This window comes from Marinagarivorans algicola, assembly GCF_001292705.1.
Taxonomy (GTDB): domain Bacteria; phylum Pseudomonadota; class Gammaproteobacteria; order Pseudomonadales; family Cellvibrionaceae; genus Marinagarivorans; species Marinagarivorans algicola.
This window is the reverse complement of sequence record NZ_LGAK01000049.1, coordinates 1-23,777: the sequence shown is the minus strand read 5'-3', so window position 1 is coordinate 23,777 and position 23,777 is coordinate 1. Positions and strand designations below refer to the sequence as shown.

Below are 23,777 nucleotides of genomic sequence, written 5' to 3'. Positions count from 1 at the left end.
ATTTATCGATCTTTTTTTATGCGCCGGCATTAATTATGACGGTGGGTATGATTGGCGTTACATCGCCTAATTGCCATGCGTGTTATATGGATTATTTTGCCGCGAATGGCGCGACGGCTGCGGCTGTGATGGGAGCTATGCAATTTGGCCTGTCGGGGTGTTTGTCGGCGTTGTCGACGCTTTTGCCCGAAAGCCTTTTATCAATCACTATTATGCAGCTGGCTTGCTCGCTGGTAGCTGTTGGTTTGATCATGTGGCCTAAAGCGGCCCCACAAAGGGCCGCATAACCAAGCCTACCGGCTATCTACGCATATGTGTGGGTTAGGCATTTTGTAACTATTCAGAGGTCCGGAAATCGGGCGCTAATGAATCATTGACTGGGCCGCTCAAGCCATCCATGGTCGCTATATAAGCGCTCCCGGCGCTTAAATGCCCAGAAAATAACCCATCAGCACCCTGTTGAGAGGTTTTTTTGGTTCGGCTGAATAGTTACGGCATTTTAAGCTTTAGTTATTTAGGCGCCTAACTATTTTGCGTAGGTTCTAGTGTCTCGAGGAGCTCGGCGATTTCTTTTTTAAGCGCTTTGTCCTCGATTTTATTCGCACTTATTTTTGCGCTTTTGAGGTTTTCAACGGCCGCATCATGCTGCCCTAGCTCTAGCTGTAAGGTGGCCATAGCGTAGCAAATAGATGACATAAAATCTTTTGAATTAATGGCTGTCGCTTTGGCTAAAGCTTTTTGATAAATAACAATGGCCGCCTCTAGGTCTTCGGTAAAGTCGGCGAGCGTTTCCCACTGTACTGGGTGGTCTTTATCGGTGTCTTCGTTATTAAGGCAAATAGACTTTAATACCGCATACAGCGAGTCAAAAGTTTCTTGATCCTCTTTGTGCGCTGCTGTCATTAATTCACCGGCAAGCGTGTGCACAGATTTATAAATTTTAGTATTCATCATTGTTGGTTGCCTTGTGGCTAAAAATAAAGCCCGCTAGAGGTGGATTGAGGCGTATTTGAAGAAGCGTTAAAGCGTATAGGTTTTTGTATTATGTATCGCGCTTTATGTCAGTGGTGTTTTAAAGGGTGGCTCATAAATACATTAGCCATAAAAAATAACCTCAGGGTATTAGCCTGAGGTTATTGGTGTTGATTCTATGCTTTGCACTCATAATTTGGTAGGCATTTAGCACTTCTTTAAAACTAGGCTACCTATCGAATAGCCGGCACCAAATGAGCAAATCACACCGATATCATCTTTTTGTAAATCTTCATGATGCTTGGCAAATGCAATAATCGAGCCTGCCGACGCGGTATTTGCAAAGGTGTCAAGTACAATAGGGGCTTCATCCAAGGTCGCATCACGGCCTAATAAGCGCTTGCTAATCAATAAATTCATATTAATGTTAGCTTGGTGTAACCACCAGCGTCTTAGCTCTTCAACTTCTACATTAAGATCGTTTAAATGATCTTCAATGTGTTGTGCCGCCATAGGGCATACATCTTTAAAAACTTTACGGCCGTTTTGGTGAAACAGCTTATCGTTGGCATAAGGGTCTTCATCGGTAACGCGAGAGGTGTAGCCAAAATTAGAGCGAATATTATTTGAATACGAGGTAATACAGCGCGTGCCCATAACCTCAAAACCGTGAGCGGAATCCCAGCTGGATTCATTTTCCATTACAATAGCGGTTGCAACATCACCAAAAATAAAGTGTGAATCGCGATCGGTGAAATTAACCTGCGGTGAGGTTAATTCGGGGTTGATAATTAGCGCACATTTAGCGCTACCTGAGCGCAGAGAATCATAAGCGCGCTGCAAGCCAAAAGTCGCCGCCGAGCAGGCAACCAGCATATCAAAGCCAAAGCCTTTAATGCCTAATTCGGCTTGCACTTCAATAGCAATAGCAGGGTAAGAGCGTTCAGTATAGGCGCAGGCAACAATAACCATGTCAATATCAGCGGGGGTTTTATTGGCCGCTTGCAAAGCCTTTTTGGCTGCGGCAACAGCCATTTGCGCTTGATGAGAAAGCTCGTCTTCGGTGCGAGAGGCTAGCTTAGGGCGCATACGGTTTATGTCGAGTATGCCTTCTTTACTGTAAACGTAGCGACTTTTAATGCCCGAGGCTTTTTCAATAAATTCAGCGCTAGAATAAGGCTTAGCCGCTAAGTTTCCGGCTTCAATGTGTTCTGCGTTATCTTGATTATATTGCTCTGCCCATGCGTTGTAGCTACCGACTAGCTCTTCATTGGACACGGTATAAGGCGGTACCCACAAGCCTACACCGCTAATAATTACTTTATTCATGACCTATTACCCATCAGCTTTGACGTTATTTGATCATATTATCTCGCACTTATATTTATTAGTCTATTTTTGCGTGATGGTAGATGGCATCTGTGCTCTTATGAATATACGCTTAATATAAAGCAAAAAGCCTATTTTATGATCATTTAAGATGTGTCGAGTGTTAATGCACTAAAAATAATACCTGTTAAAGGCGGTTCACTTTTTAATAGGTCAATAATATCAAGGCTGGATGCGCTTAAAAATTCTAAAGGCATTTGCGGGAAGGCTAGCTGTAATTGATGAGTGATAGCGGCTATTTTTTTAAAAGGTATCCCCTTGTCTAATGCAATTTTAAGCTCGCTAGGTGTGCTTTTCTTTAACCCAGAAATAGAACTTTTTAATCACTGATGCTGCAAGATTAACGCTTGCACATGCGTGCGTCGTCTTCATGCTATAGTTTTTTGATTGGGCATGATTGTTATCACATTGCCTGCACTGGCATGGTATTTAGCGATCACATGGCGCGAGGCTATATTTTTAGAGTTAGGTTTTTTGGTGTTTATTTTAATTTATACTTTTATTTTTAATTGGCTGTACGATACATATCAGCCCTATAAAAAATGGTGCTGTAAAAATTAAAGTTATTTGTATCGGTGCTGCCAAGATCTTGTGGTGGTTGAAGGGTGTCGTAAGGGCGCCAAGTTAGCGCGAATATATCATTGCTCGGTGCAGTTACACGCTTGACTGTAGGTGATAAAGTAGGTGATAAAAGTAGGTGTAGTGAGCTTTAAAGATGAAAAGTTAAGCTCACTATTATTCAGGCTACAAAAAAGCATGGGCGGGGTTATGAGGCACCGCTAGTGTTAGGCGCTTTTGGGTTAGTGAGGTGAGCGTCGTCCGACTTCTCTCTCGTAGCTATTGCGTGCTTTTAGCTCGGCAGTAATGCCTTGCAGTAAGGTCATAGGGATGGAGGTTTCTTGATCGAGTGCTGGGCGAAGAATGCAGCCTAGCTTGTAGCTTGATAAAGATTGTACGTAGTGAGATATGTTAGTCATAATTAATTCTATCGTTATTTTTTTTCATTGTTATAGGGATCTCAGCGATTAATACGATACTTTTCGTAAAAAATAAAATACCGTCAGTGCCATTGCGAGTCATAATAAAGACTCATGATGGAGCGTAAAGCATTATGGATTCATGGCGCCATACACGTTAAATGATGGTCGATCGATGAATGCAACAGTAACGCGATAAGCGGTGTGCTGAAATCTATTGAGGTGCCTTAAGGCATAGTTGGCTTAAAATATAGACTGGAAATTAGAAACTGCAGAACGAGGAATTACGAATAAAACGGCGAAGTGTAGAATGTAAATAATAGGCTTATTTTTTGCTGTTGATTAATATATAGAGCTTCGTGGAGTTTGTATAGTCTTATTTTATATACAACGACTTTGCATTCAGGGCTGCGCACTTATATGGCGTTGCTTTTTTAGGCTTTATGATTAGCCTGACGTGTGTGCTTGCTTATTATACCCCCCCTCCCCCCCAATTCTTGATTATCAACCTGGTTAACAGGGAGTTTTGTGCTGTTTTTAGGCATTTTTGTATGGCGTAATTATGGTGTATTTCTTTTAGGATATTGCGATACATTAGATAGGAGCAGAAAATGAAATCAGTGGCACTGGTAACTGGTACATCGACAGGCTTAGGTATTGCATTAAGCGTGCAATTGGCGCAACAAGGTTATGAGGTGTATGCAACGATGCGTAATATCGCCAAATCGCAGGCGCTATTAGGCGCAGCTAAAAAGGCTGGTGTTTCTTTAAATCTCTTAGAGTTAGATGTCCAGAATAATGAGACCATCACACAAAGTGTTGAGCACATCATGGCGAAACACGGCCAAATAGATTTATTGATAAATAATGCGGGTGCTGGGTGTGTTCGGACGACAGAGCATACGACAGAGGAAGAAGTACATTGGGTAGTAGATGTTAATTTTCATGGTGTTGTTCGCTGTACGAAGGCCGTTTTACCGTATATGCGTCGCGCCAAACAGGGCAAGATTATTAACATTGGCTCTGTGGGTGGGTTAGTGGGTCAGCCATTTAGCGATATATACTGCGCTGCAAAATTTGCCGTAGAAGGCTATACCGAAGCATTGGCCAGTTATATTACGCCAAATTTTGGTGTTCAATTTTGTTGTATCGAGCCCGGTGGTATTGTTACGGAATTTGCGAGTAACGTCCTGACCCAATTGCAGTCAAAGGGTGAAATGCCCAATGATGAATACAAGCCGGTATTTGATGCATTTTTGGCTAGCGGGGCAGGCTTTGAGCGAGGTGATTTATACCAGACTCCCGAGCAAGTGGCGCAGGTGGTAGTTGCAACAGCGTTAAAAAAGCACTTACCGCTACGCATACGTACATCTACTTGGGCAGAACAGTTTACCACCTTAAAAACACAGGCTGATATCGACGGTTTGAAACAATTAGCGATAGTACAACAAACATTTGGATAACTGAGTGTGAGCGACACGGTCTTTTACTTCGAGCACATTAATGATTATTGTGCGGCGGCAGGGCTTGCAGCGCCAAGCCATCCACTGGTCGCAACCACTCGATTAACAGCTGCTCAATTGGCGACTCGCCGCTCGAGCTTTGTTAAAGGGGCACAATTATCGGGTGGCTTTTATTATCTGGCGTTAAAGCGGGTGGTCAAAGGGCAGCTGCTTTATGGGCGTACGGAGTATGATTGCCAAACGGGCACTTTAATGGCGATGGCTCCTGGGCAAGTGGTGTCGAGTTATGATGTCACAATTGAAGGTGAGGCATGCACCTTAATGTTGCACCCCGATTACGTGCGTGGCCACCCGCTTGAGGCGTTATTGAATACATGTGGTTTTTTTCATTATCAGGTCAACGAGGCTTTGCATGTTTCAATAGCCGAGCAAACGATACTGCAGCAGCTTTTTAATACGTTAGAGCACGAACTACAAAGCGGCTATGACACAGCGAGTCGGGATATTATTTTATCGCAAATCACAGCATTAATGCATTACTGTCATCGCTTTTATCGACGTCAGTTTACCCAACGCAGTGAGCTACATGGTGATTGGTATAGTCGCTTAGTGGGTTTGTTAGATGCACATTATATGCAGCATATCCATTATATGGTATTACCTGATCTGCAGCAGCTTTGTAGCCAAATGCAGGTGTCGCCGCGCTATTTAACGGATGCGCTAAAAGCCGAGACAGGCCAAGGCGCTAAAATGTGCATTCAAAATTATTTAATCGATAAAGCCAAAAGTTTACTATTGGCGAGCAACCAAAATATTAGCCAGATCGCGTATCAGCTTGGCTACGACAGCGCTAATTATTTTACTCGTCTATTTAAAAGTAAAACAGGACAAACGCCTAAGCAGTTTCGTGAGGCGATGCACTTTAGGTATTAGTGCAAGCTTAGTCGCGGTTGATTGTGATGTGGCCCGCTGAAGTAGCTAAAAGTGCATATTTATTAGAGGGTAGCGCAAATAATAATGCTTATTGCAAATTTGGGTTTGACTAAAAAGTATTTTATTTTTGTTTGTGCCTGCTAAAAAAAGAGCGCCAGGCAGGATGTTGACCGAGCGCTCTAAAAGTAAAAGGTAACACTACTCTAGCGCAAATACCAGAATATGACACTCACTATGCTGATGCGCTATTTAGCCTCGAGCATCCATGCTGGGCTAAATATCGCGATTATTGTGACGATGGGTTGCGATTATGGCTAATAACGCTGTTCGCGTTGAGTTGATTAAAAGTGATAGCCTACCAATAAGGTTATAGGTGCTGTTGTCACATTAAGTGGTGCGCTAAAGGTGATATTCACAGTACCGTTATTTTGCGCGTATTGCCCTTGGCCTACAGCTTCGTTGCTGTCGATGATCCCGTTATTGTTTTTATCATGCGCAATAGTAATGGCACTTATATCGTCCACTTCATGAATATTACCGCTGCCTTGTAAGCTGAGCGCTGTTATTTGTGCGCCGTCGCGATCTGCTTTTATACTAAATGCCATCACGACTTGCTGACTACTACCTTCATTAAAGCGCGTGGTACTGAGCGCTTGATTTTGTACGGTGACCGCGGGTAGTGGTTTAGGGGTTGGCGGTGGTGTACTTTTTTGCGTGATATTAAAATAGTTTAAATTAGCTAAGTAACCGGTGCCGCCTTTGGCGCGTACAAACAATGTATTTTTGCCTTGGGCTAGCTCGATATCTAGCGCTTTTGACTCCCAGTTTTGCCAGCCGCCGGTGGCCGCTAGTGCTAGCTCGCCGAGTACCGCGTTGCCAAGCTCAAACTGTAGTGCAGCATTTTTGTTAGCCGCTGCCGCTGAAGCGTAGCGCACGCTTAATGTATAGGTGCCTGCTTGAGCAACATCGACGCTGTACTCCATTACATCATCACTGTTAAGCCAGCCAACATTAAAAGCGCCTGTGGCATCTTTGGTGGGCTCTATTTGTACACCTTGCGCAGCGGCATAGGTTTCGGCCTCGATGAGTGTCGGTAAGTTGTGCGTTTTAGTGACGACGATGGACTTGGTGGCTTCGGCGGTGGCGCTGTTGTTATCGGTTGCTTGTGCTTTAAGCAAGTAATAACCGGCCTTAACATTTTTTAAGGGCGCATCTTTATTGGCGGCATTGCCCCATTGGTAAGGTGATGCGCTGAGGTTGCTCACTAAGGTATCGTTAACCCACAAGCTCACTTTGGTAAGGGTGCCATCGGTATCGGCGGCATTGACCTGCGTGAGTAATGTTTGGCCTTCTTGGATAACCTCGGCGGTAGGTGCTGTGAAGCTTACAGTGGGTTTTACATTCGGTGTTGGGCTTGCGCTATCACCGTTGACTTCTTTGAGCCACGCAGGTAGTTGGCCTAAGCGCAATGCTAATTGCGCCTCATAAAGTGACTCGGGTTCGACCTTGGTACCGTAAGATTCATTGAGCCCTAATTGGCCATCTAGGAAGTTCGCTAATGCGCCATGCCAGCCCACCATTTTAGGCAGGTAAAAACGGTGATATTTACTGTTAGTGCGCCACCAGTCGTGGGTTACACCAGAGTTTTTGCCCAGGTCTTTGAAGTTCCAAAAAACCAGGTCTTCGAGGTGGTTGGGTTGCGAGGCGTCAGCGCCGCCATTGCCGCCAGTGGTCCCACTAAAACCGCCATCAACGCGGTCAAATAATGTAGCGTGAGGGAACGAGGCGTGCGCATCTAGTGTGGTATCTTGTGGCCACGATAAGCGATGGAACACAATATTCGCCGAAAATGCACTCACACCTTGAGCGTGGAACTGGCCTTTTTCGCCAATATCATCACTGTGGCTCACCAAGATGCCGTAGCTGTTGGTGACATGAATACCGCTGTGACCACGGGTGCCACCAACTGTGACATTCAACGCACTCATAAAAATACTGGTACCAATATTGAGTGTGCTGTTCCAGTCGATAAGGCGTACATTTTTTACCCAAGAATCGGCATATTTACTTAAGCTAATCGCAGTCCAGCCACTATCGTGCACAATATTTTTGTGGTGATGAAAATTGTCTTTCCAGTTGCCGCGCAAGGTCATATCTTCTAGGCCAAAATGAGTGCCTAGCGTCATCAGGCGGACTTCCCATTTGTACTTAGCGTCGATATCCATCGCCAGCGGGGCTTCGAGTGTTAGCGTATTGCCCGATACTGATTTGACTTGGTGGAGCTCACGTCTAAATTCGCCGGTTTTAAATTTGCTCCAGTTGCTTTCTACCTCGTAGGGCGGCAATGCATTGGCGTGAGCTGCGCTGGGGTCTTTTTGGTTAAAGTACACATAACTACCAGTCCTAAATGCGCTAGCATTTTTAACCTCAACTTTAAAATCACCCATTTTAGCGCTGGTTTTGACTTCGGTTTTGTTTGAGCCCAAAAAGGAGGAGTTACTGCCGCTAAAGCTAAGCATGGCAGGAGTCGAGTATTTAAGTGCAGGCGTTTTTGAGTCTAGGTGTTCTTTAAAAAATAGCTCGGTACCGTTGGGGCCATCGCCTTCACCGCGCAAAATAAGGTTGCTGGTGGTGACGTTGATCAGCGATTGTTTAACGCCTGTTTTCTCGCTGAGTAAATAGCGGCCTTTAGGGAAAAATACAATGCCGCCACCGGGTTCGTCTTTAGCGGCGGCAATGGCGCGGTTTACAGCGGCTAAATCATCGGTATTATCATTTGGAGTTGCCCCGTAATTGGTGACGTTAAACACTTTCCAATTAGGTGTTGGTATGGCTTTTTCGCTTTTTTTATATCCCGCATAAGAAAAGTCGGGTAGGGGTAAGCGCTTGCCTTCGGCTTTGGCTTTAACAAAGGCATCCCATACGGGGGTGGTAGCGGCAAAGCTGGGGCCCGCAAAGACGCTCGCGGCGACCATCGCAGCCACTGAAATGAAAGCGGTGACCAGTGGCTTTTGCGCTTTGAGGGCAGGTTTTTGTTGAGTAGGGCTCATTGCGCGCCTCCTGTTTTACGGACTAATTCAAGAGACGCGTTATTGAGCGGTGCAGTATTCACGGTAATGGGGGTGTTAGTTTGCACTTGCTTAATACTAATAGCGTTGACTGTAAGGCCAAAAGTATCAACCACTGGTGCCGCCGAGCTTGCTTGGCTAGATGACGATGCAACTGGTTGGCTAGAGGCCGGTGCGCTCGAAGCGGGCACAGTGGTGCTTGAGTTAGATTGATTTTGCCCCGAGCAGCCGGTGATCAATAGCGCAGCCAAAAGGCAGCGAATAAGCGACCGGCTGCGCGCGGAAATGGGCGCATGTGAGAACGCATTATATGTTTTGATCATTTCAGTATCCTCTGTATTTTATGGGGTAAGACTACTGTATTCCCCTCAAGGAGGGTATGCCGGTAAAGCGAAATGTGAATGCAAGCACAAATGCACTTGTACCGATATCGCACTTCCTCTTATGGGACGCGAAGTGGTGGGTACTTTTAAGGTTTTATTGTATTTAGGGTGTTTTTCACCCAATGTAATTTTTCCTATGTGGATGATGTTACGGTGTAGTTAATCACCCCTTAAGCAAAAAAAGAGTCTAGCGCAAAAAGGTATTGTGTTTGTGGTCGTTATGTTATTAATGGGACGGGGTTATCGTGCTTTAAGTACTGAGTAAAAAGCCGAATAAACAGTAACTATCCAGCTAAGCTGAAAATCTTACCGGATAGGGTACGGATGACTATTTTCTGGGTATTTAAGTACCGCAAGCGCTGATATAGCGCCCATAGATGGCTTGAGTAGCCCAGATAATGATTTGTCTGTATCCCATTTCGATACCTCTGCATAGTGACTGTGATAATTAGTATTATGAATGGAGTTTAAATGGACGATAAAGTAAAAGGGGCGCTCGTGGGGTTGGCCTGTGGTGACGCAGTAGGCACGACTTTAGAGTTTCAAGTGCGAGGCTCGTTTGAACCACTAACGGATATGGTTGGTGGTGGACCCTTCAAGCTGCAAGCTGGGCAGTGGACGGATGATACATCCATGGCTTTATGTCTTGCGCATAGTTTACTGTCTCACAAAGGGTTTAACCCTAGCGATCAGATGGAGCGTTATTGCCATTGGTTTCAGTGGGGTTATATGAGCAGCAATGGCAGGTGCTTTGATATTGGCTTAACGGTATCGAATGCTTTACTTAAGTATCTTGATACTCAGCAGCCTTTTAGCGGCTCGACCGATGAGCGCTCGTCGGGTAATGGTGCCATTATGAGGTTAGCTCCCATTCCTATTTTTTATCACAATCATTATGATCGCTGTCTTCACTATGCCGGTGAAAGCGCCAGAACAACCCATGGCTCGCCAGAGTGTATTGATAGCGCTAAGTTATTGGCTAGCCTTATTTTTCATGCGTTTACTGCAAAAAGTAAAGCAGATATCTTTGAAAAAAGCACATATCAACCCAGCTGTGAAAACGTTCAGGCGATTGCCAGCGCTGATTTTATGTCGCTCAATTACTCGCAAATAACGGGCAGTGGTTACGTGATTGAGTCTTTGAAATCAGCGCTTTGGTGTTTTATGAATGGCGCTACCTTTGAAGAGAGTATTTTGCTTGCAGCAAATATCGGTAACGATGCCGATACCACAGCGGCCATTTGCGGGCAAATATCAGGTGCCTACTATGGCCTCTCCGGTATTCCTCAGCATTGGCGCGATAAATTGGTTATGGCGCAAGATATCGAGGCTTTAGCACTCAACTGCATGAAGTGTAGTGCGCGGCAAGCCCTACCCTGCAGCGCTAATCCGCATCCTGCCTTATAAAACCTTGAATAGAGAGTGTGGGTGGCACCTCTAGAGTGGCACGCTTTTTTAAACTTTCGGTGTATCACAGGTAATTATTATTTTGTAACTATTCAGCCGAACCCAAAAAAATCTCTCAACAAGGTGCTGATGGATTATTTTCTGGGTATTTAAGCGCCGGGAGCGCTTATATAACGACCATGGATGGCTTGAGCGGCCCAGTCAATGATTCATTAGCGCCCGATTTCCGGACCTCTGAATAGTTACATTATTTTTAACTCTAGCGCGCAATTAATAATATTATAGATTGCGCACGCTACTGATAAGGTGACTTGTTCCAGGCGTCCCAGTTATCCCAGTTTTGCAGAATGTCCATAACGAGTTCGCCAGAGGGGGTTAGGTCGCCGGTGCTCCAGTTACCATTAAAGTCGCTACCCAAGTTTAAAATTGATGAACCGTGCTTATCGCTTGAAGGATTGATACGCTCTTTGGTTTGGTTATCGACCAAGGCCCAGTTAGCGTGGCTAATATGATTAGCGTGTAAATAGTCCATCCAAGCTAGGCTTTCGGCGTTATCGGGGTTGCCTGTACCCGCGGCCTCTACAGTGCCCCACTCGGTCACAAAGATAGCGGCTTTTTGCTGCTTGGCCACATCGATGTAAGCTTTAAATTGATTTAAACGATGCGTGGCGGCGTAAAAGTGCAAGGTGTAGGCAATATTAACGCCGGCAATTTGATTGCGGGCAGCTTCGTCAACACGTTGCGACCAAGTGCGGGTACCTACAATAATTAAATTATCGGGATCTATGGCGCGAATATCTTTAATCACATTCTCGGCATAAGGCTTAATACTGGTGTCCCAGCTTTCTTCTAAGGGCTCGTTAAATATTTCGTAGATCACATTGGTGTAGCTACCGTATTTAGTGGCCATTTCTTTAAAAAAGGCTTCGGGGTTGAGCGCTGGATTACTGCTATCGCGATTAATTTTGTGAGCGTGCCAGTCAATAATTACATACATATCGTTTTCGATCGCGGCATTAACAACTTCAAACAATTTAAGGCGATGACTCCAAAAGTCATCCATGTAGCTACCAAAATCGTCGGTACCAAAGGCGACACGTACTAACTTAGCATTCCAGTTTTCTTTGATGGACTTGATAGCGCCGGCATTGTAATAACCTGAGCCGCCCCAGCCAAAATTGCTCCAAAATAAACTAATGCCAGCAATACTTTTCACTTCACCGCCGTACAAAACTTGGCCATCTTTTACCGTAATCGCCGGTAATGTTGTAGGGGCTGTAGGGGCGCTAAATGTGTAGTTAGTGGGTGTGATGTTTTGGCCGGTGTCATCGGCGCTTAAGGTAAAGCTATCGAGGTTCATAACGCCGCCGCCAAAAACTGCGCGAAAGCACAAGGTTTGCTCGCCCTCTACGGCTTGATTAAGGCGGAATGTTACGTTGTCAAAGTTTTCGTAAGCGCCGGTGGTGGTGGTGCGGAACTCGCCGAGATTAGTGCCTTGCTCGGGGTTAAGCGCATTAGGGTCTTCTAGAATATCGCCGCTGCCTAAGTAAACGGCGACTTGGCCGATGGAGTCGTGCAGGCGGCCATAACGTAAATCAAGGCTTTTAACGCCAGTTAAATTAATATTATCGAAACAGGCATAGTTACCCGCCTCAAAGCCGCCCAAGTAAAACTCGGGGTTGCCGTAGCGTTTGACGCCTTTTGATTTGGCAGGGTTAAAGCTGATGTCGTCTACGGTATCGCCTAGGCTGGCGCCTGTGCCGCTGGGGGCGCTAGAGTTGGCGGCGCTGCTGGATGCTGGGGTGCCATTGGACTCGCTAATTTCAATGTAATTCAGGTTAGAGGCTGCACCCTCAAAGGTGATGCGCAAGATTTGCTCGCCGCTATTAATCGCCACATTGTAAAGTACCGATGTACCGTATGCGTTGCTCCAGCCCTGTGCAACGGTTTGTACGTTGCCTAAGCTTGCCCCATTAATACTCACATTTTGGGTGGCGCTAGAGCCAATATCTGAAGCATTACGCAAGGCAATATCGTAATTGCCAGCGGGAATATTGAGTGTGTACTGCACGTATTCGCCAGCTTCGGTATAGGCGATAGCGCACACACCGTTTTGGTCGGTGACGTTTTCTAGGTCGATTAGCTCATTGCCGCCTGCAGCACACACTCCACTTGCCATGCCTTCACGTACATCGGGTGTGCTTTCGTTAAATTCGTCGCGATTATAGTCTTGCGCTTGAATGCGTAGCGTTTGAAAAGGCCCCGCACTACTGCTTTGTGCGCTAGAAGATTGCACAGGTGTCGATGATACGGGCGCGCTTGATATTGGGGTACTAGAAGCCACCACCGACGAGCTAGCCGTCGAAGATGATGCCACCATCGATGACTGCTGTGACGACATATTGGATGAGCTACCGACGTTAGAGTCGGGTGTGTTTTTACCTACGCAAGCACTTAATACCAAGACCGAAGAGGCTAAAGCAAAGGCCTTAAGGCCTTTGGCTGTGGTGCTAGACCCTGCGGTGCTTAATAATAACCGGCTTGGCGCGTTGAGCGTTTGCGGCTTTAATCGCAACATAACAATCCCCAAAAGTAAGTGTGACAAAATAGAGTGGTCAATAAGCCCCTAGCGCTGTCCGCCGTTGTTTTGGGTTCGGCTGAATAGTTACATTATTTTTAGGCTAACGCAGGGCCGCTTGGACTTAATGTGATTAGGCGCATCTTTGAGGTTTTTATTGTTACCGCTTTTGTGTGCCAATTAGCGGTATTTTTGAGTCAAAGGTATTGGCGCATCATACTTTAATTATTTAAATAATAATAATTGCATGTGCATTAACGCTTATGTGGCCGCTAAGGGGCTGGATGCACTGTTAATGTGGGTAAGTGCTGCCTCTAGGGCTTGCTCTCGTGTCGTGTAATTATGCTCGGTGGCGATAAGATCTAAGATATGGAACTTCTCGAGTTGCTGTCGGGTGCGCGCATTGGGGCATAGTAATAGGACTTCGCACTGTACATCTTGCGCATCTTTAATGGCGTTCTCTAAGGCTAAGCCTACGGTGACATCAATCATGGGGACATCGGATAAATCGAGAATCATGACTTGGTAATCAGAAATACTTGAATGTTGGCGCGAAATAGCCTTTGAAACGCTAAATATCATAGGGCCCGAGAGGTAAAAAAACAAAACCTGACCGCAGGCTTGATCTAAAATAGCTCGCTCATTCGGGGTGAGGGGTACACCGTTGTTATCGGAGTCGCTAATGGCTTTTACTTTGCGGGCCTGCTCGCGGCTGAGCTTTTCGATAATAATAATATTAGAGATAAAAACCCCTAAGCCTACCGCGGCAATTAAGTCGACAAATACTGTAAGTAGCATAACGCCGTACATAATAGCCATGCCTTGAAGGCTGACCTTGTGCGCGCGTTGTATAAAGCTCCAGTCTAAAATATTAAAGCCCACGTAAACGGCAATGCCCGCTAGTACCGCCATAGGAATGGGCTCGGTTAAGCCGCCCGCTACCAGCACAACCAAGGCTAAAACAATCGCGCGCACGATGCCCGAAACCGGCGAGCGTGCACCCACTTGAATATTAGTGACGGTGCCCATAGTGGCGCCGGCGCCAGGCAGTGCGCCAAATAACCCCGAGATCATATTGGCAATACCTTGGCCGCGAAGCTCTTTATCGGAGTCGTGCTCCTTGCGGGTGAGCGAGTCGCCAATAACGGCAGTGAGCAGAGTATCAATACAGCCGAGCGTGCCGAGGACCAAAGCGTCGATCACCATAGAGGTGAATATTTCGGCATTAAAATGCGGCATCACTAACGAGGGCAGCCCAGCAGGAATCTCGCCAATGCGGCGAATGCTGTCGGTATCAAACACTAAGATAGACAGCAAAGTAACCGCCACCAGTGCGACTAACTGAGCCGGTACATATTTGCGGTATTGCTTAGGAAAGAAAAATAAGACAGCTAAGGTAAGCGCCCCTAAAAATAGCTCGCTCCAGTGAATGTTAGATAAAGTAGTAGGGAGTGACGATAATGTACCCAACACGCCACCTGGCGGTGCCGAGTGACCTAGTAGCGGGGATAATTGTAAAATAATTAAAATTACTCCGATGCCCGACATAAATCCTGAAATAACACTATAAGGCATGAGTGTCACGTACTTGCCGAGCTTGAGTGTGCCGAGTAAAATTTGAAAAGCACCGGCCATCATCACCACCGTGAAGGTCATAGCCATTCCGGTTTCGGGGTATTTGGCCATCATGCTGGTGAGTACGGCGGTCATAATCACCGTCATTGGGCCAGTGGGTTCCGATATTAGCGTGCTTGAGCCACCAAAAATAGCAGCAAAAAAGCCTACCATAATAGCGCCCCAAAGCCCCGCTTCAGCCCCTGCGCCAGAGGCGACGCCAAAGGCTAAAGCCAAAGGCAAGGAAATAATCGCGGTGGTTACACCGCCAAAGATATCGCCTTTGAGATAAACATTATCGAAACGTTTTTTAGTCACAAGTGAAACCTCTGTGGCTTATCGCCTATCACGCGCTGTTCGCTCAAGTACTAAAACCGAGCCAAATACAAGCACTGAGCTAAAGGCTTTGCTGTCGCTATGAGCGATTAGGGTAAGGCCTTTAGCGGCACGTATGGCTACAGTGGAAATACAGTACGCAGTACAGTATAAAAATAGTGGTAGGGCGGTGGTAGGCCCTAAATTTGGCCCGATTATAAACAACCTTATTGCTAAAACAATCAGCATGTTGACATCTGCATTGACCTTGTCGATATCAAGGGGCTTATCTAGGTCTTAGCTAGGGTCATTGGGTGGTGGGTTGACAGCAATAAAGGTCGTTTGTTTGACCTCTTCCATGACCACATACGTGCGACTTTCTTTGACGCTGGGTAGGCGCAGTAGTGTTTCGCCTAATAGCTCGCGGTAGGCGGCCATATTGGCCACGCGGGTTTTGAGCAAAAAGTCAAAGCTACCCGATATAAGGTGACACTCTTGGATTTCCTCGCGTTTTTGTACTGCTTGGCTAAATTCGTCAAAGTCCTCGGGCGAGGTTTTACTGAGTGTAATCTCGACAAATACCAATAAAGCAGCGCCGACTTTTTGAGGGTCGACCTGTGCGGTATAACCTAAAATGACCTTCTCGGCTTCGAGTTTGCGCACGCGCTCTAAGCAGGGAGTGGCGCTTAGGCCGATACGCTTGGCCAGTTCAATATTCGTGAGCCGACCATTAGCTTGTAGCTCTAGTAGGATCTTTCGGTCGATGCGGTCTAGCGCTTTGATACTTTTATTCAAAGAGTACATAGCAGTTTTAAAAACTCTTTTTAAAAATTAAAACCGAATTATGCACTGTTAAGGCCTGATAAAACAAAAATTAATTCTGTATGGCACACATTATACTTTGCGCCTGTTTTATTAGACGCCTACAACCTGACATAAGAGTAAATCATCATGATTATTGGTATTCCCAAAGAGATAAAAAACCATGAGTATCGCGTTGGCATGACACCGGCAAGTGTACGAGAGCTGGTTGGCCACGCACATATTGTGTTAGTTGAAACAAATGCAGGCATAGGTATTGGCTTTACCGATGACGACTACCTAGCTGCTGGCGCTACAGTATTGGCTACCGCAGCCGAAGTTTTTGCGCAAGCCGATATGATTGTTAAGGTAAAAGAGCCGCAAGCGGTTGAGCGTGCCATGTTGCGAGAAGGGCAAATATTGTTCACCTACTTGCACTTAGCCCCAGACCTAGCTCAAACACAAGACTTGATCAAATCAAAAGCGGTATGTATTGCTTACGAAACCGTAACCGATGCCCGTGGTGGTTTACCATTATTGGCACCTATGTCTGAAGTGGCCGGTCGCATGGCGATACAAGCTGGTGCGCGCGCGCTAGAAAAGTCGTGCGGTGGCCGTGGCATGTTGCTCGGTGGCGTACCCGGTGTTGCCCCAGCAAAAGTCGTTATTATTGGTGGCGGTATGGTAGGCACCAATGCGGCGCAAATGGCGGTAGGCTTGGGTGCTGACGTCACCGTACTCGACCGTAGTGTTGATGTACTGCGCCGAGTGAATGCACAGTTTAATGGTGCAGTGAAAGCGGTATACTCGACCGTTGATGCCTTGGAGCAAGAAGTATTAGCGGCTGATTTAGTTGTTGGTGGTGTTTTGGTTGCCGGTGCTGCAGCGCCTAAATTGGTGACTAAAGAGCATATTAAAAATATGAAGCCAGGCTCGGCTATTGTAGATGTCGCGATTGACCAAGGAGGTTGCGTTGCGACCTCAAAAGCCACTACCCATGACGAACCAACATATATTGTTGATGAGGTTGTGCATTATTGTGTGGCCAATATGCCAGGGGCTGTACCACGCACCTCAACATTTGCACTTAACAACGTGACGTTACCGTTTATTGTGCGTTTAGCCAACCAAGGCTACAAGCAAGCCTTACTTGATGATGTTCACTTGTTAAACGGCTTGAATGTGATGAATGGCCAAGTCACCAATCAAAGCGTTGCCGATGCATTGGGCTTTACCGCGGTTAACCCATTAGATGCGCTTAGTGCGTAACTTGTACTAATACACAGAGGGCTTAGGGGCGAGGAAAAATATATTATCCAATAATACTTGTTTTCGCTTCCTCTGCTCGACATTATGCTCCTGCAATGTCTAAAAGGGGCTCCTGCCCCGATGCGTTGCTCAAAGCGTTACATGCCCCGGCATGCGCCCCTTTGAGCGCCTTGCCGAGAAAACAGAACGCTACATCTCATTGGACAAACTATTATTGCCTCGCCCCTTAGGCCTGCTGTAAATTGGCTTACCAATTCATACGCCCAAATACTGATGGTATTTGGGCGTATTTCGTTGGGTATCGCTTTTTTGCATCAGCAGTGTATTGAAGCCTATCAATCAAAGCTTATTAACGAGTGTTCATCAATGAGCATGCATAAACAAGAGCTCATAAACCGCCGCTGATAAATAGTCGTATAATTAAGTGCTTTAAGCTGCGTTTTCTTAACAAGCGCTAGAGTAGTGACTGTTTATTGAGGTTCTATTGAGTTATGTTTTGGGTTCTAGGTATTTAGGTGCTAGGTTCTAGGTGCTAGTTATTTAGATTTTTACAATGATTTACACGCAGATCGGTTAAGTATGAATATTCGCCCCTGTACGCCAAATGACGCGCCTGTTATTTGTGATATTTATAATTATTATATTAAAAATACGGTAATTACTTTTGAGGAAGAGTTACTCACAAAAAAGTGTATTTTACAGCGCATAAAAAGTTACTGCTCAAAATACCCCTGGCTGGTACTTGAAAACGATAGCGGCGATGTTGTGGGGTATGCTTACGGCGCCCCTTGGACTGAGCGTTCGGCCTACCAGTATACGGTAGAAGTTACTGTTTACCTGCATTATTTAGAAGGGGGTAAAGGTTATGGTTCGGCTTTGTATCGGCAGATTTTGGCTTTATTGGCTGGGGGTGGTTTTCATGCAGTGGTAGCGCGTATAGCACTGCCCAATGAAGCCAGTGTTAAATTTCATGAGGCTTTAGGGTTTACTAAAGTCGCGCACTTTACCGAGGTAGGGCGTAAATTTGACCGCTGGATTGATGTGGGTTGCTGGCAGGCTATGCTATAAATCACATATTCCACTATATCCATGCTCTTAATTATTGTGGGCTCATGCAACGGTCGCGGCGACCGCCAGTTGATCTGTTGTCTTTGTTTCCCCATTGCGGCCAATACTCTCTCGTGAAGACACAAATATATTTTATTGAATCTTTGAAAGGCTATCAAAAGATTACAGGGTGAAACGATTGCTAGGCTTGAGGATTGTATTGAGCTTGCTCTTTTTTGTTTTTATTTTTTTGGGCGTATCAAGTGTACTTTTTTGTTTATGTGCTGTGTGTAACGATTATACAAAAAACCTATTCACGTAAGCGTGAACTTAGGCTTGCATGATAAGACTAATGCGGCGCAGTGTTTTTTCTTGTGTCATAATTCGATGAAATATACGGACTTAGAAAGCGCTTTATTTTCGCCGTATATAGCATGCTCTAAATACAGAGTGCTAATTTTAAGTTGACGTTTTCCATGTTAAATTAAGTATTCGCTTTACATGCTGTGAGATAGCAAGGCGATACGTTAACTAATAGTCATAAGTACTCATATACAATAATAATTTTACGCGATTACAGCCCTTTTTAAGGTGATGATATGCCGAACGACAACCACGATGAAAACTCATACAACAACTTATCGCTCGATCATTTTATGGCGGGCCTTAAAAAAAGAAATCCTGATGAGCCCGAGTTTCATCAAGCGGTTTACGAGGTGGCCGAATCTGTTATTCCTTTTATTTTGGAAAACCCTAAATATCAAAAGGCTGGCATTATTCAGCGCATGACCGAGCCTGATAGAACTATTATTTTTAGGGTGGTTTGGGAAGATGACGAGGGCCATATTCGAATTAACAGAGGCTACCGGGTACAGTTTAATAACTCGATTGGCCCTTATAAAGGAGGACTACGCTTTCACCCTTCGGTTAACTTGAGTATTTTAAAATTTTTGGGCTTTGAGCAAACCTTTAAAAACAGTTTAACCACACTGCCTATGGGTGCCGGTAAGGGGGGCTCTGACTTTAACCCTAAGGGTAAGTCTGAGCGAGAAATTATGCGTTTTTGCCAAGCCTTTATGACCGAGTTGTCTTACCACATTGGGCCCAATACTGATGTGCCTGCCGGCGATATTGGTGTAGGCGCCAGAGAAATCAGCTTTATGTTTGGGCAATACAAGCGATTACAGCATGAATTTACCGGCGTACTAACCGGTAAAGCGCTCGCGTTTGGCGGTAGCTTAGTGCGTACAGAGGCGACCGGTTATGGCAATGCTTACTTTATGGAAGAAATGCTGCGTCATCACTCAGACTCTATTAACGGTAAGGTATGTGTGGTTTCGGGCTCGGGTAATGTGGCGCTATATTGTTGCCAAAAAATTACTCAGCTGGGCGGTAAAGTTGTGACCTTATCCGATTCATCCGGGTTTATTTATGATAAGAACGGTATTGATGAAGATAAGCTCGCATATTTAATCAAACTTAAAACCGTACAGCATGGGCGCTTGTCGGAATATGCAGCAGCTTATGGCTGTGAATACCATGAAGGTGAACGCCCTTGGGGTATTCCTTGTGATTTGGCCTTTCCTTGCGCTACGCAAAATGAGCTGGATGAAGCCGATGCTAAAGTACTCGTGGCAAATGGCTGTAAGGCGGTTTCTGAAGGGGCCAATATGCCGTGTTCTGCGCAAGCGATTAGAGTATTTCAGCAAGCGCAGTTAATTTTTGGCCCAGGCAAAGCTGCCAACGCCGGCGGTGTTGCTGTTTCGGGGTTAGAGATGACACAAAACAGCATGCGCCTTGCTTGGTCTGCTAAAGAGCTAGAGCAGCGCTTGCAAGGTATTATGGTAGACATCCATAAACAGTGTGCCACTTACGGGGAAGAAGACGGCTATATGAACTATGTTAAAGGCGCTAATATTGCGGGCTTTATTAAAGTAGCTGATGCCATGCTTGCATATGGTGTAATGTAGCAGTGCTATAGATTTTAGTACTATGGATTTTAGTGCTATGGATTTTAGTACTATGGATTTTAGTGCTATGGAGGGTTTTAGTACTGTAGATTTTAGTGCTTGGTGTCAATAATATGCGCTTTAATTGCAAGTTGTTGGCTCAGTAATAAAGTGACAGGTAAAAAAATAACCTCGGGCCAAAAGCCGGAGGTTATTTTTGATGTGTAAACTGCTTATTACTTATCAATAATTAGTACATTAGTAAGCCTTTAAGCTATTTACGGCTTTAACTAAACCCCTAGCTTTTACGCTTTAGTGGTGCGCTGCCATCACCGGATGTGCTTATGGCGGCTTTGCGCTCGGGTGCTGCTTTATTTTTGATTTTTTTGGCGGCGGCAACTTTTTTACCGGCTTTGGTTCTTGTGCTTTTTGGTTTTTTTGGGCCTACGGCTTTGCCGCTTGATTTGAGCTTTTTAGGGCCAGTATAGTTTGACTCAATGCCTTGTAATTTACGGGTAGTTAAGCGAATTTTTAAATAGCGCTCAATGCTAGACATTAAGTTAAAGTCTAGTTTGTTAATTAGTGTAACCGCCTTGCCTGTTTTGTCTTGACGGCCGGTACGGCCAATACGGTGAACGTGATCGTCACCTGAATGCGCCACGGTAAAGTTAACCACTAACTCAACATCTTTAATATCTAGCCCGCGTGCGGCCACATCGGTAGCGACAATGACTTGTAGTTTGTCATCGCGAAACTGGTTAAGAATTTGCTTGCGTTGGCTTTGGGGTAATTCACCATGAATAAAGCCCGACTTTAATTTTTTGTAATTAAGCACATGGCTTAAGCGCTCGCACTGTTCGCGTGTTTTACAAAAAATCATGACGCGGTTTGCGGCTTCTTCTTTAATTAATTGCGCAACCACATTCGCTTTGTGTTTGTCGTCATCAACAAAAATACGCTCTTGTGTAATATTGCTATGACCATGGGCAATAGCATCGACTTCTAAGCGCAAAGGGTCTTTAAGGTGCTTGCTGACCTCGTTGATACCTAAGTGGCGCAACGTTGCCGAAAACAAGAGTGTTTGGCGCTCTGGTGGGCACTGGCTGGCAATGGTGTGCATATCCTCGGTAAAGCCCATATCTAGCATGCGGTCGGCTTCATCTAATACTAAAAACTCGAGGTCGTTAAAGTCCATATTGCCTTTTTCGATATGCTCGACAAGGCGGCCCGGCGTGGCAATAATCACTTCGGGATTGCGGCGTATTTTGGCCACTTGGTGTTTATAGGCTTCGCCACCCATAATTAACCCGCAGGTTAAATGGGTGTAGGCGGCCATATCTTCAAAGGCCTTTTGGGTTTGTAAGGCAAGCTCGCGGGTAGGCAATAAAATAAGGCCGCGAGTACTGCTGCGTGGCTTATCTTGTTGTAGTAGCAGCTCGAGCATGGGTAATAAAAAGGCGGCTGTTTTACCGCCACCGGTTTTGGCCGATACCATTAAATCTTTGCCTTGTAAGGCGTGGGGTATGGCTTTGGCTTGTACTTCGGTTGGCTCATTAAAGCCCATTTTGTCTAGGGCGCGGTGAAGGCGGGGGTTGAGCTGTAAATCTTGAATGCTGGACACGGTGTTTACCTGTATTGGGGCTGCATAGGCGCTGCATAACTGCAAAGGGCGCATAGCCACGGAAATATTGTCCGCATTATAGCGCTGTTCGCCTGGTTGCGTGCAGCCTAGCGATCGGAATAATCATTAAGCGGGCTTAGATGCCTAGTTAAAACACATGGTTAAAGCAGGGCTTGAGCTGTTTTGGCTATTTGAACCCTAGTCAATCACACTTTAATTAGGCTTTCTAAAGGGAATGTAGCGCTTGTGGCCGATTGATCGTAAATTACTGATGGTGAATTGCGAGTGTTAGGCTGATGTTGAGGGTACTGAGGTGAATATTGAGGAGAGTATTGAGGGAAACCAATCTGGCTCTGGGGGCCGCGTGGGCTGGTTTGGCTTGTGCGCTACAAGCAAAGGTTTGCCAAGCGCAGAGCAGGCGCAGAGCAAGCATGATAAAATTGCGGCTATTGTAATATGAGCTAAGACTATGAAAACACGTGAAATTTTAACGGCCGACGAAAAAGCCGTGAGCGCGGCCCTTAAAGACATGAAAATTAAAACCCTAGAGCGCCATGCACAAAAGATTTTAGCGCAATTAGGCCAAGATAATTACGATGCTGTAATGGCTGCGGTGATTAAAATTGTACCGCGCCTAACCCGCGAAACCAGCGACCGTTTTGGGGTTGTTAAAAACATCATTGCCGAGCAGCTGCCTATAGTCAGCAGCGATGGCGCAAAAAGTGAAGAGGCCAAGCAAGAGGTGCTAGTGCGCCTGACCGTTGTAGTGATGGTCATTATTGCCAAAAAATTCACTAAAATAATGAAAGAAACCGCATAGCGTTAGCGTGATTGGTTTGAGTTTACATTATTGATTATAAACGATTGTATTTTATGAATAGTGTTTATCGATGTTAATACTGTGAAATATAGAGGTACAAAAAGCAGCTAGGGTGTGGGCCTTAGCTGCTTTTTTTTGGTTTTTATTTGATGTTATTAAGTGGTTGATTAATGATTTGAGTTGCCCCTGTAAGTTTTCGTGATAAAAAGATAAGACAAATAACTAGGATGACTTAAAAAGAGTGTCTAAAAAGAGTGCCTGTCCCAGTTATTATGACACGAAAAGACGCCGAAAAATCAGAATCATTACTTAAGAATGACGCATGAATATGAATCCAAGAAAGGAAGAACGACCTACTATCGTGAGTTGTATTTTGGCTGAGAAGAATGCGAACCGAACTTTGCGCGCATAGCAGCTTTTAAACCTAGAGCCATTTGATCAGACACATCGATAGAATTGTGGCACCTTTTTGGTAAAGACCACTGCTTACCAGTAGGGCTACTTTCGTCATCTCGCAAGGAAAAACAGCGATTACCAACCCGTATCTCTACCTCGCCATCAGGTTGCTCATAAGTTTCAATGTGAGATGATATATTTAGCTTATTGGGTTTTGACTTCAAGTCATTCAATTTTTCCCTTAACCTTGGATCAAATATCGTAGCACCATCACCTCTCTGTGTGTTGACTTCCTTTTTAGATATTTCCACCTCAGTCTTTGATTGGGTAATATTGGGGGTTGACGTATTAATCAAATCGCTATTCCCAACGTTTTTTTTGCCAGCATTACCCACAGTCAAAGAGGAATCAATATCTGACAAAATCTGCTGTTCACTTGTCGTTGCAACGGTGGAGGATGCAGCTTGCTTTAGATGCGGATCAGCGCTAATAATTTTAATCTTAAGGCTGGTAACCGCTTCTTTGTCCTGATCAGCTATATCCAGAAAGGCTATGTAATCACAAAGCATAAGTATAAAAAGCGTCGCTGCCAGCGCCGAGATTATCAAGACTCGGGGTGAATGAGTAGTGTCACAATATTTCATTTGCCCTTGCCCTCCGAAGCTTACTAAATTGAACCAATCTGAGCGGGCATATATCTATTAGTTCCTTAATGTAGGCTTAGTACGCGGATAATTGGCAACTTGCAGGGACGACAACTTGCAGTAAACTTGCA

Annotated in this window: 19 protein-coding genes; 9 read left to right on the top strand and 10 right to left on the bottom strand. The window is 45.3% G+C overall.

From position 1 onward, the window contains the following. On the top strand, positions 1–287 hold a 287-nt coding region (locus tag AC438_RS16985), incomplete at its 5' end, for a hypothetical protein (protein WP_476638770.1). Between the two features lie 235 nt (positions 288–522). On the opposite strand, the gene AC438_RS13955 is transcribed toward AC438_RS16985, so the two are convergent. Continuing rightward, positions 523–954, bottom strand: coding sequence for a hypothetical protein (locus tag AC438_RS13955; protein ID WP_053981885.1), 432 nt, complete (start codon positions 952–954; stop codon positions 523–525). A 225-nt stretch (positions 955–1,179) separates the two neighbouring features. Continuing rightward, positions 1,180–2,301 (bottom strand): beta-ketoacyl-ACP synthase III, encoded by a 1,122-nt coding sequence (locus AC438_RS13950; RefSeq protein ID WP_053981884.1) that lies wholly within the window; start codon positions 2,299–2,301, stop codon positions 1,180–1,182. Positions 2,302–2,754: 453 nt separating this feature from the next. Between AC438_RS13950 and AC438_RS17445 the strand changes: the two genes are divergently transcribed. Further along, the gene (locus tag AC438_RS17445) at positions 2,755–2,922 is read left to right on the top strand and encodes a chlorhexidine efflux transporter (RefSeq protein ID WP_082354177.1); all 168 of its coding nucleotides are present in this window, start codon (positions 2,755–2,757) and stop codon (positions 2,920–2,922) included. 239 nt (positions 2,923–3,161) lie between these two features. On the opposite strand, the gene AC438_RS16865 is transcribed toward AC438_RS17445, so the two are convergent. Beyond that, positions 3,162–3,338, bottom strand: coding sequence for a hypothetical protein (locus tag AC438_RS16865; RefSeq protein WP_156312531.1), 177 nt, complete (start codon positions 3,336–3,338; stop codon positions 3,162–3,164). A gap of 611 nt (positions 3,339–3,949) precedes the next feature. Here AC438_RS16865 and AC438_RS13940 point away from each other — a divergent pair. After that, on the top strand, positions 3,950–4,801 hold the full coding sequence (locus AC438_RS13940) for an SDR family oxidoreductase (RefSeq protein ID WP_053981883.1): 852 nt from the start codon (positions 3,950–3,952) through the stop codon (positions 4,799–4,801). 6 nt (positions 4,802–4,807) lie between these two features. After that, positions 4,808–5,734 carry a helix-turn-helix domain-containing protein gene (locus tag AC438_RS13935; protein WP_053981882.1) on the top strand — a complete coding sequence of 309 codons (927 nt, stop codon included), beginning with the start codon at positions 4,808–4,810 and terminating at the stop codon, positions 5,732–5,734. Positions 5,735–6,075: 341 nt separating this feature from the next. Here AC438_RS13935 and AC438_RS13930 read toward each other — a convergent pair whose 3' ends face one another. Continuing rightward, positions 6,076–8,784, bottom strand: coding sequence for a DUF4955 domain-containing protein (locus tag AC438_RS13930; RefSeq protein ID WP_053981881.1), 2,709 nt, complete (start codon positions 8,782–8,784; stop codon positions 6,076–6,078). Further along, the gene (locus tag AC438_RS13925) at positions 8,781–9,125 is read right to left on the bottom strand and encodes a hypothetical protein (RefSeq protein ID WP_053981880.1); all 345 of its coding nucleotides are present in this window, start codon (positions 9,123–9,125) and stop codon (positions 8,781–8,783) included. Before AC438_RS13925 ends, AC438_RS13930 begins: the two co-directional genes overlap by 4 nt. A 531-nt stretch (positions 9,126–9,656) precedes the next feature. On the opposite strand from AC438_RS13925, the gene AC438_RS13920 reads away from it, so the two are divergent. Further along, positions 9,657–10,592 (top strand): ADP-ribosylglycohydrolase family protein, encoded by a 936-nt coding sequence (locus tag AC438_RS13920; protein WP_053981879.1) that lies wholly within the window; start codon positions 9,657–9,659, stop codon positions 10,590–10,592. 295 nt (positions 10,593–10,887) lie between these two features. On the opposite strand, the gene AC438_RS13915 is transcribed toward AC438_RS13920, so the two are convergent. The 3 genes from AC438_RS13915 to lrp all read right to left on the bottom strand — a co-directional run bounded on the left by AC438_RS13915 (position 10,888) and on the right by lrp (position 15,903). Then, a complete protein-coding gene (locus AC438_RS13915; RefSeq protein WP_053981878.1) occupies positions 10,888–13,170 on the bottom strand; it encodes a cellulase family glycosylhydrolase in 2,283 nt (760 codons plus the stop codon). A 261-nt stretch (positions 13,171–13,431) separates the two neighbouring features. Further along, the gene (locus tag AC438_RS13910) at positions 13,432–15,102 is read right to left on the bottom strand and encodes a SulP family inorganic anion transporter (RefSeq protein ID WP_053981877.1); all 1,671 of its coding nucleotides are present in this window, start codon (positions 15,100–15,102) and stop codon (positions 13,432–13,434) included. A gap of 294 nt (positions 15,103–15,396) precedes the next feature. Further along, positions 15,397–15,903, bottom strand: a complete 507-nt coding sequence (lrp, locus tag AC438_RS13900) for a leucine-responsive transcriptional regulator Lrp (protein ID WP_053981875.1) — start codon at positions 15,901–15,903, stop codon at positions 15,397–15,399. A gap of 147 nt (positions 15,904–16,050) precedes the next feature. On the opposite strand from lrp, the gene ald reads away from it, so the two are divergent. The 3 genes from ald to gdhA all read left to right on the top strand — a co-directional run bounded on the left by ald (position 16,051) and on the right by gdhA (position 20,186). Beyond that, a complete protein-coding gene (ald, locus tag AC438_RS13895) occupies positions 16,051–17,169 on the top strand; it encodes an alanine dehydrogenase (RefSeq protein WP_053981874.1) in 1,119 nt (372 codons plus the stop codon). 579 nt (positions 17,170–17,748) lie between these two features. Then, a complete protein-coding gene (locus AC438_RS13890; protein WP_053981873.1) occupies positions 17,749–18,237 on the top strand; it encodes a GNAT family N-acetyltransferase in 489 nt (162 codons plus the stop codon). A 578-nt stretch (positions 18,238–18,815) separates the two neighbouring features. Next, the gene (gdhA, locus tag AC438_RS13885) at positions 18,816–20,186 is read left to right on the top strand and encodes an NADP-specific glutamate dehydrogenase (protein WP_053981872.1); all 1,371 of its coding nucleotides are present in this window, start codon (positions 18,816–18,818) and stop codon (positions 20,184–20,186) included. A gap of 277 nt (positions 20,187–20,463) precedes the next feature. On the opposite strand, the gene AC438_RS13880 is transcribed toward gdhA, so the two are convergent. Continuing rightward, positions 20,464–21,786: a DEAD/DEAH box helicase gene (locus AC438_RS13880; protein ID WP_238376403.1), complete on the bottom strand. Its 1,323-nt coding sequence runs from the start codon at positions 21,784–21,786 to the stop codon at positions 20,464–20,466. Between the two features lie 469 nt (positions 21,787–22,255). Between AC438_RS13880 and AC438_RS13875 the strand changes: the two genes are divergently transcribed. Beyond that, positions 22,256–22,606: a hypothetical protein gene (locus tag AC438_RS13875; protein ID WP_053981871.1), complete on the top strand. Its 351-nt coding sequence runs from the start codon at positions 22,256–22,258 to the stop codon at positions 22,604–22,606. Positions 22,607–22,962: 356 nt separating this feature from the next. On the opposite strand, the gene AC438_RS13870 is transcribed toward AC438_RS13875, so the two are convergent. Continuing rightward, positions 22,963–23,646: a P-loop NTPase family protein gene (locus AC438_RS13870; RefSeq protein WP_053981870.1), complete on the bottom strand. Its 684-nt coding sequence runs from the start codon at positions 23,644–23,646 to the stop codon at positions 22,963–22,965. Positions 23,647–23,777: the final 131 nt, after the last annotated feature.

Bases quoted from the DNA above. Each gene is read 5' to 3' on its own strand.
- AC438_RS13940 (WP_053981883.1), top strand. From the start codon at position 3,950: ATGAAATCAGTGGCACTGGTAACTGGTACATCGACAGGCTTAGGTATT.
- AC438_RS13925 (WP_053981880.1), bottom strand. From the start codon at position 9,125: ATGATCAAAACATATAATGCGTTCTCACATGCGCCCATTTCCGCGCGC.
- ald (WP_053981874.1), top strand. From the start codon at position 16,051: ATGATTATTGGTATTCCCAAAGAGATAAAAAACCATGAGTATCGCGTT.
- AC438_RS17445 (WP_082354177.1), top strand. From the start codon at position 2,755: ATGATTGTTATCACATTGCCTGCACTGGCATGGTATTTAGCGATCACA.
- AC438_RS13875 (WP_053981871.1), top strand. From the start codon at position 22,256: ATGAAAACACGTGAAATTTTAACGGCCGACGAAAAAGCCGTGAGCGCG.
- AC438_RS13890 (WP_053981873.1), top strand. From the start codon at position 17,749: ATGAATATTCGCCCCTGTACGCCAAATGACGCGCCTGTTATTTGTGAT.
- gdhA (WP_053981872.1), top strand. From the start codon at position 18,816: ATGCCGAACGACAACCACGATGAAAACTCATACAACAACTTATCGCTC.
- lrp (WP_053981875.1), bottom strand. From the start codon at position 15,903: ATGTACTCTTTGAATAAAAGTATCAAAGCGCTAGACCGCATCGACCGA.
- AC438_RS13920 (WP_053981879.1), top strand. From the start codon at position 9,657: ATGGACGATAAAGTAAAAGGGGCGCTCGTGGGGTTGGCCTGTGGTGAC.
- AC438_RS13870 (WP_053981870.1), bottom strand. From the start codon at position 23,646: ATGAAATATTGTGACACTACTCATTCACCCCGAGTCTTGATAATCTCG.
- AC438_RS13930 (WP_053981881.1), bottom strand. From the start codon at position 8,784: ATGAGCCCTACTCAACAAAAACCTGCCCTCAAAGCGCAAAAGCCACTG.
- AC438_RS13950 (WP_053981884.1), bottom strand. From the start codon at position 2,301: ATGAATAAAGTAATTATTAGCGGTGTAGGCTTGTGGGTACCGCCTTAT.
- AC438_RS16865 (WP_156312531.1), bottom strand. From the start codon at position 3,338: ATGACTAACATATCTCACTACGTACAATCTTTATCAAGCTACAAGCTA.
- AC438_RS13915 (WP_053981878.1), bottom strand. From the start codon at position 13,170: ATGTTGCGATTAAAGCCGCAAACGCTCAACGCGCCAAGCCGGTTATTA.
- AC438_RS13955 (WP_053981885.1), bottom strand. From the start codon at position 954: ATGATGAATACTAAAATTTATAAATCTGTGCACACGCTTGCCGGTGAA.